The 5,405-nt window shown below is 34.7% G+C and carries 4 protein-coding genes and 1 pseudogene; 4 read left to right on the top strand and 1 reads right to left on the bottom strand.

Features of this window, described 5'->3' with window-relative positions; translation table 11 throughout:
- Nucleotides 1-734, bottom strand: a pseudogene (locus MVY38_RS01915) (apolipoprotein N-acyltransferase); the annotation flags it as partial.
- An 81-nt stretch (nucleotides 735-815) separates the two neighbouring features.
- Here MVY38_RS01915 and yajC point away from each other — a divergent pair.
- From yajC to leuS, 4 genes are all read left to right on the top strand, one after another.
- Nucleotides 816-1,082, top strand: coding sequence for a preprotein translocase subunit YajC (gene yajC, locus MVY38_RS01920; protein ID WP_297433222.1), 267 nt, complete (start codon nucleotides 816-818; stop codon nucleotides 1,080-1,082).
- A complete protein-coding gene (gene secD / locus MVY38_RS01925) occupies nucleotides 1,072-2,637 on the top strand; it encodes a protein translocase subunit SecD (protein WP_297482968.1) in 1,566 nt (521 codons plus the stop codon). Before yajC ends, secD begins: the two co-directional genes overlap by 11 nt.
- A gap of 2 nt (nucleotides 2,638-2,639) precedes the next feature.
- A complete protein-coding gene (gene secF, locus MVY38_RS01930) occupies nucleotides 2,640-3,611 on the top strand; it encodes a protein translocase subunit SecF (RefSeq protein ID WP_297433225.1) in 972 nt (323 codons plus the stop codon).
- 10 nt (nucleotides 3,612-3,621) lie between these two features.
- Nucleotides 3,622-5,405, top strand: a 1,784-nt coding sequence (gene leuS, locus MVY38_RS01935; RefSeq protein ID WP_297482971.1) for a leucine--tRNA ligase, incomplete at its 3' end; no start/stop codon positions are given.

Raw genomic sequence — 5,405 nt, forward strand, 5'->3', positions numbered from 1 at the left:
AGAGGGTTCTTATTCATAAAGAGTGGAAAAACAGACTCTGGAAATACAACTAAATCATACCCCTCTTTTGTTGCTTTATCAATTTCGTTAAATATCATATTAACAGTTGGATAGAGGTTCTTCCTTTGCCATTTATCTTCTTGTTTTATATGCGTTGCAACAAGTTTTATTTTAATTGGTGCATTGTGTTGTGTTGGATAGCCATAGTTAAACGCAGCGAATAGTAAAAGAAGAGGAACTGCCTTGAGCTTTTTGTTTTTTATAAGAGCAGGCAGACTAAGTGCTAAAAGCAAGGCAATAAATTGGTATTTGTAAACTCCAACATAACTATTTACAAAGGGAAGTTCTAGTTTCATCCAATTCCATCCCAGTGGTTCTATAAAACTGAGAATAAAGAGAAATAAAGCACGAAGATAGGGCTTGTCTGTAAAAGCTAAAGGTGCAAAGAATATGAGGTAGAGCAAGCCAAACCCAAAAGTTATAAAAGGCGTCATATAGCCTACCCCATCATACTTAAAACTGTATCCTATCCAGTAAAACCATAAAAGACCTATGAAAAACCCACTAAAAAGTATGCTGCGTTTAGGAATGTAGAGTAAAAGTGTAAAAGCTGTAATGCCTAAAAGAGTGTTTAGTAGTTTGTTTGTAAAACCATAATATGCTAAATAGATAAAGGCGCTAAAGAGGAGTGCTGTAATTAATCCTGTCAAAAGGTGTCGAATAAAATATTTCATAATGAAATTGTACTTAATTTACTAGTTATTTAGTATATTTCTTGTATAATCTCCCAAATTTTACTCAAGGAAACCGAAACTATGGAAATTATTTCTCAGTTATTACCGTTCGTATTTTTAATTGCGATTATGTACTATGTAATCATACGCCCTCAACAAAAAGAGGCAAAACAGAAAAAAGAGATGTTAGCAGCTCTTAAAAAAGGTGATAAAGTAATCACAAATGGTGGTTTTATTGTAGTTGTTCACAAAGTTGAAGAGAAGTTTTTAAGTGTTGAAATGAATAAAGACACAATTGTTAAAATTACAAAAGATTCCATTGCAAAGAAGTACGAGGATGAAGTTTAATTACCGTATTGTCATCTTTGCATTAGCATTAGTGTTTGGTATTGCGTTTTCTATGCCTTCACTTTTTCAGACAAAAGAGGGCAAAAAAATAACACTAGGTCTTGATTTGCAAGGCGGTTTACATATGCTTTTGGGTGTAAAAACTGATGAAGCAGTAAAATCTCGTATAAAGTCTATTGCAGCAAGTGTCAAACATTATGCTGATCGTAAAGAGATTCTTATAGACAATTTAAGTTTTACTGCAACAAGCGTGAGTTTTGAAGTGCTTGATAGTGATGATATAGCGTCATTTCAATCATTTTTATCAAAAATAGAAGGCGCAAAAGTTGTACAAAATGGTTCTACTTTTGTAGTCTCTTTTACTCCTAAAGAGATTCAGAAAATAAAGAAAATGGCTATTAACCAAGCTATTGAAACTATTAGAAACAGACTTGATCAATTTGGACTCTCCGAACCTCATGTTGCAAAACAGGGTAAAAATCAAATTGTTGTAGAACTCGCTGGAATTAAAACACAACAAGAAGAGCAACGCGCTCGTAAACTTATATCTCGTGCTGCAAAACTAGAACTAATGGCAGTTGATGAAGCGAGAGATGCGAGAGTTTACAATATGAGTCCTGCAGATGCTGCTGAGTATGGTGATGTAATTTTACCTGATGCAAAACATCCTAAAGTAAAGTATCTTGTACATGAGATTCCTATTTTAGATGGAAGTATGCTAACAGGTGCAAATGTTGGTTTTAACAAAAACAATAAGCCTGTAATCGACTTTAAACTAAACGCAGAGGGTGCAGATATTTTTGGTGATTTTACTGGTAAAAATGTAGGAAAACGCCTTGCCATTGTTCTTGATGGTAAAGTCTTTTCTGCTCCAAATATTAATGAACGCATTGGTGGAGGTTCAGGACAAATCTCTGGTAACTATACAGTGCTAGGTGCAAAAGATTTAGCTATTGCACTGCGTTCGGGAGCATTGCTTGCACCTGTATATATGATGGGACAGCGTTCAGTAGGACCAAGTTTAGGTGCTGACAGTATTAGAGAATCAATGATAGCACTTGCTGGTGGTTTTATTCTAGTTATTATTTTTATGCTTGTTTATTATCGTATGGCAGGTCTGATTGCAAATATTGCTTTGATTGCAAATCTCTTTTTACTGTTAGCAATTATGAGCCTTTTTGGTGCGACTTTAACACTCCCTGGTATGGCAGGTATTGTCCTTACTGTTGGTATGGCAGTTGATTCAAATGTTATTATCTCGGAGCGTATTCGTGAACTAATATATGAAGGTAAGTCGATGCACAAAGCTATTGAAGATGGTTACTCAAACGCAATGAGCGCCATTTTAGATGCAAATATTACGACGCTTATAGCTGCTGTTGTTCTTTATGTATATGGTACGGGTGCTATTAAAGGTTTTGCTATTACTATGAGTATTGGTATTTTGGCATCTATGCTTACAGCTATTTTGGGAACACATGGTATTTACGATTTACTTGAGAAAAAAATTGGTAAAAGTAAAAACTACAAATTTTGGTTTGGGATTGAGGGGTAATTATGGAATTTTTTAGATACAAATCAGCTATTGATTTTATGGGTAAATCAAAAAAAGCGATTATGCTTTCCATAACTTTAATGTTGCTCTCATATGCGATTTTACTTACAAAAGGTTTTAACTACGGTATTGACTTTGCTGGTGGAACTATTGTTCAAGTAAAATATGATAAAGCTGCGCCAATTAAAGAGATGCGTGAAAAACTAAAATCAAATAAAATGTTTAATGATGCCTCAATTACACGATTTGGCTCTGCTGATGAAGTTGTTATTCGTATGAAGAGTACAAGTAAAAATGTTGCTGAGGGCATTGGTGATATAACAAGAAAGGCACTACAAGGAACAGGAAATTTTAAAATTCGCCGTGTTGATATTGTTGGACCTACTGTTGGGAATGAGTTGCGTGAAAAGGGACTTATGTCAATGTTTCTTGCTATTGCAGGTATTTTAATCTATGTTGCGTTTAGATTTGAGTGGCGTTTTGCTGTTGCTTCTGTTGTCGCACTTATTCATGATGTCTCTATTGCTAGTGGTTTAGTTGCACTTTTTGGTATAGATGTAAATCTTGATGTTTTAGCGGCACTTTTAACTCTTCTTGGTTATTCACTTAACGATACTATCATTGTATTTGACCGTATTCGTGAGGGAATTGTAGAGTCTAAAAAGATGACGCTTAGAGAGACCATAAATGATTCTATTACAAGAACGCTATCAAGAACGACGCTTACATCACTTACAACATTCTTTGTAATATTTACGCTCTTCTTATTTGGTGGAGAAATTATCCATCCATTTGCATTTACAATGCTTGTTGGTATTGTTGTTGGGACATATTCATCTATTTTTGTTGCTTCACCAATTCTTTTATGGTTTGGTTTTGATGTGAAAAAATACCATACAAAATTAGCTGAAAAAGCAAAAAGAGAAGCTGAAAAAAATAGAATGCGTGAACAGTTTGAATCAGGTGTGATGTAAAGGAAAGAGTTTGGAATATAGTGCAAAAGAAGTAGAAAAAAAGTGGCAAGAGTATTGGAAAGAACACGAGAGTTTTGAGCCGAGTGATGATTTTACTAAAGAGAAAAAGTACATCCTTTCGATGTTTCCTTTTCCTAGTGGTCGTTTGCATATGGGACATGTAAGAAACTACTCTATTTCAGATGCTTTTGCTCGTTACCATAGACAACAGGGTAAAAATGTTTTACATCCTATTGGATTTGATAGTTTTGGTATGCCTGCTGAAAATGCAGCTATTAAAAATGGAAGCCATCCAAAAAGCTGGACATATGATAATATTGATTATATGAAAAATGAGTTTTACTCTCTTGGTTTTTCATTTTCACGCAAACGCGAACTTGCAACAAGTGATGAACTCTACACAAAATTTGAGCAGGGTTTCATCATAGATATGTATGAAAAAGGCTTGCTTTACCGTGAAAAAGGGATGCTTAACTGGTGTCCAAATGACCAAACAGTTCTTGCAAATGAACAGGTAGTTGATGGATGTTGCTGGAGATGTGATACTCCTATTGTTAAAAAAGATATGAATCAGTACTACTTCAAAATTACTGCCTATGCAGATGAGCTTTTAGCTGATTTGAAAAAACTTGATGGTGGCTGGCCAAAACAAGTTTTAACAATGCAAGAAAATTGGATAGGAAAATCAAATGGTCTTGCGTTTGATCTGTTTTTTGATGAAGAGTCTCGTGCAAAACTTGATGGTAACTTTGAAAGTTTTGATGTCTTTACTACGCGTCCAGATACTGTTTATGGAGTGAGTTATACTGCATTAGCACCTGAACATCCTATTGTAAACTATATGATTGAGCATAAACTTTTTGATGATGAAACAGTTGCAAAAATAAATGCCATGAAAAATACCTCTTCTATTGATAGACAAAAAGAGAAATCAGGTCTGCCTCTTCATTTAAGCGTTGTACATCCTTTAACTGGAAAAAAAGTACCAGTTTGGATAGCAAACTTTGTTCTCATGGATTATGGAAGTGGTGCAGTAATGGCTGTTCCTGCCCATGATGATAGAGATTTTGATTTTGCTAAAAAGTATGATTTGCCTATAAACGCAGTGATTGCGCCATATGAGGGTGAACATGACTTTTCAAAAACTGCTTTTACGGAAGTTGGTAAATTGATAAATTCTGAAGATTTTAATGGAATGAATTCTCAAAAATCACAACAATTTATTATTGAGATGTTTGAAGAGAAAAAGATTGGTAAGAAGACCACAAACTATAAGTTAAAAGATTGGGGTGTAAGCCGTCAACGATATTGGGGTGCACCTATTCCATTTGTACATTGCCCTAAATGTGGTCTTGTTATGGAGAAAAAAGAGAATTTACCTATTGCACTTCCTGAAGATGTAGAGATAACAGGTGAGGGAAATCCACTTGAAAACCATCCAACATGGAAGTATTGTAAATGTCCAGAGTGTGGTGGCGATGCGACTCGTGAGACAGATACTATGGATACTTTTGTAGAATCAAGTTGGTATTTTTTACGATTTTGTGCTTCACCACAAAATTGGGAAAAAGAAGCATTCTCTGCTGAAGAGATTAAATACTGGATGGGTGTTGATCACTATATTGGTGGGATTGAACATGCTATTTTACATCTTTTATATGCACGATTTTTTACAAAAGTATTTCGTGATTTAGGCTATCTTGATTTTGATGAGCCTTTTGATAAGCTACTTACGCAAGGAATGGTACTTAAAGATGGTGCTAAAATGAGTAAATCAAAAGGAAATACTGTTGA

Origin of the sequence: Sulfurimonas sp. (genome assembly GCF_027056685.1) — a bacterium.
Taxonomy (GTDB): Bacteria; Campylobacterota; Campylobacteria; order Campylobacterales; family Sulfurimonadaceae; genus Sulfurimonas.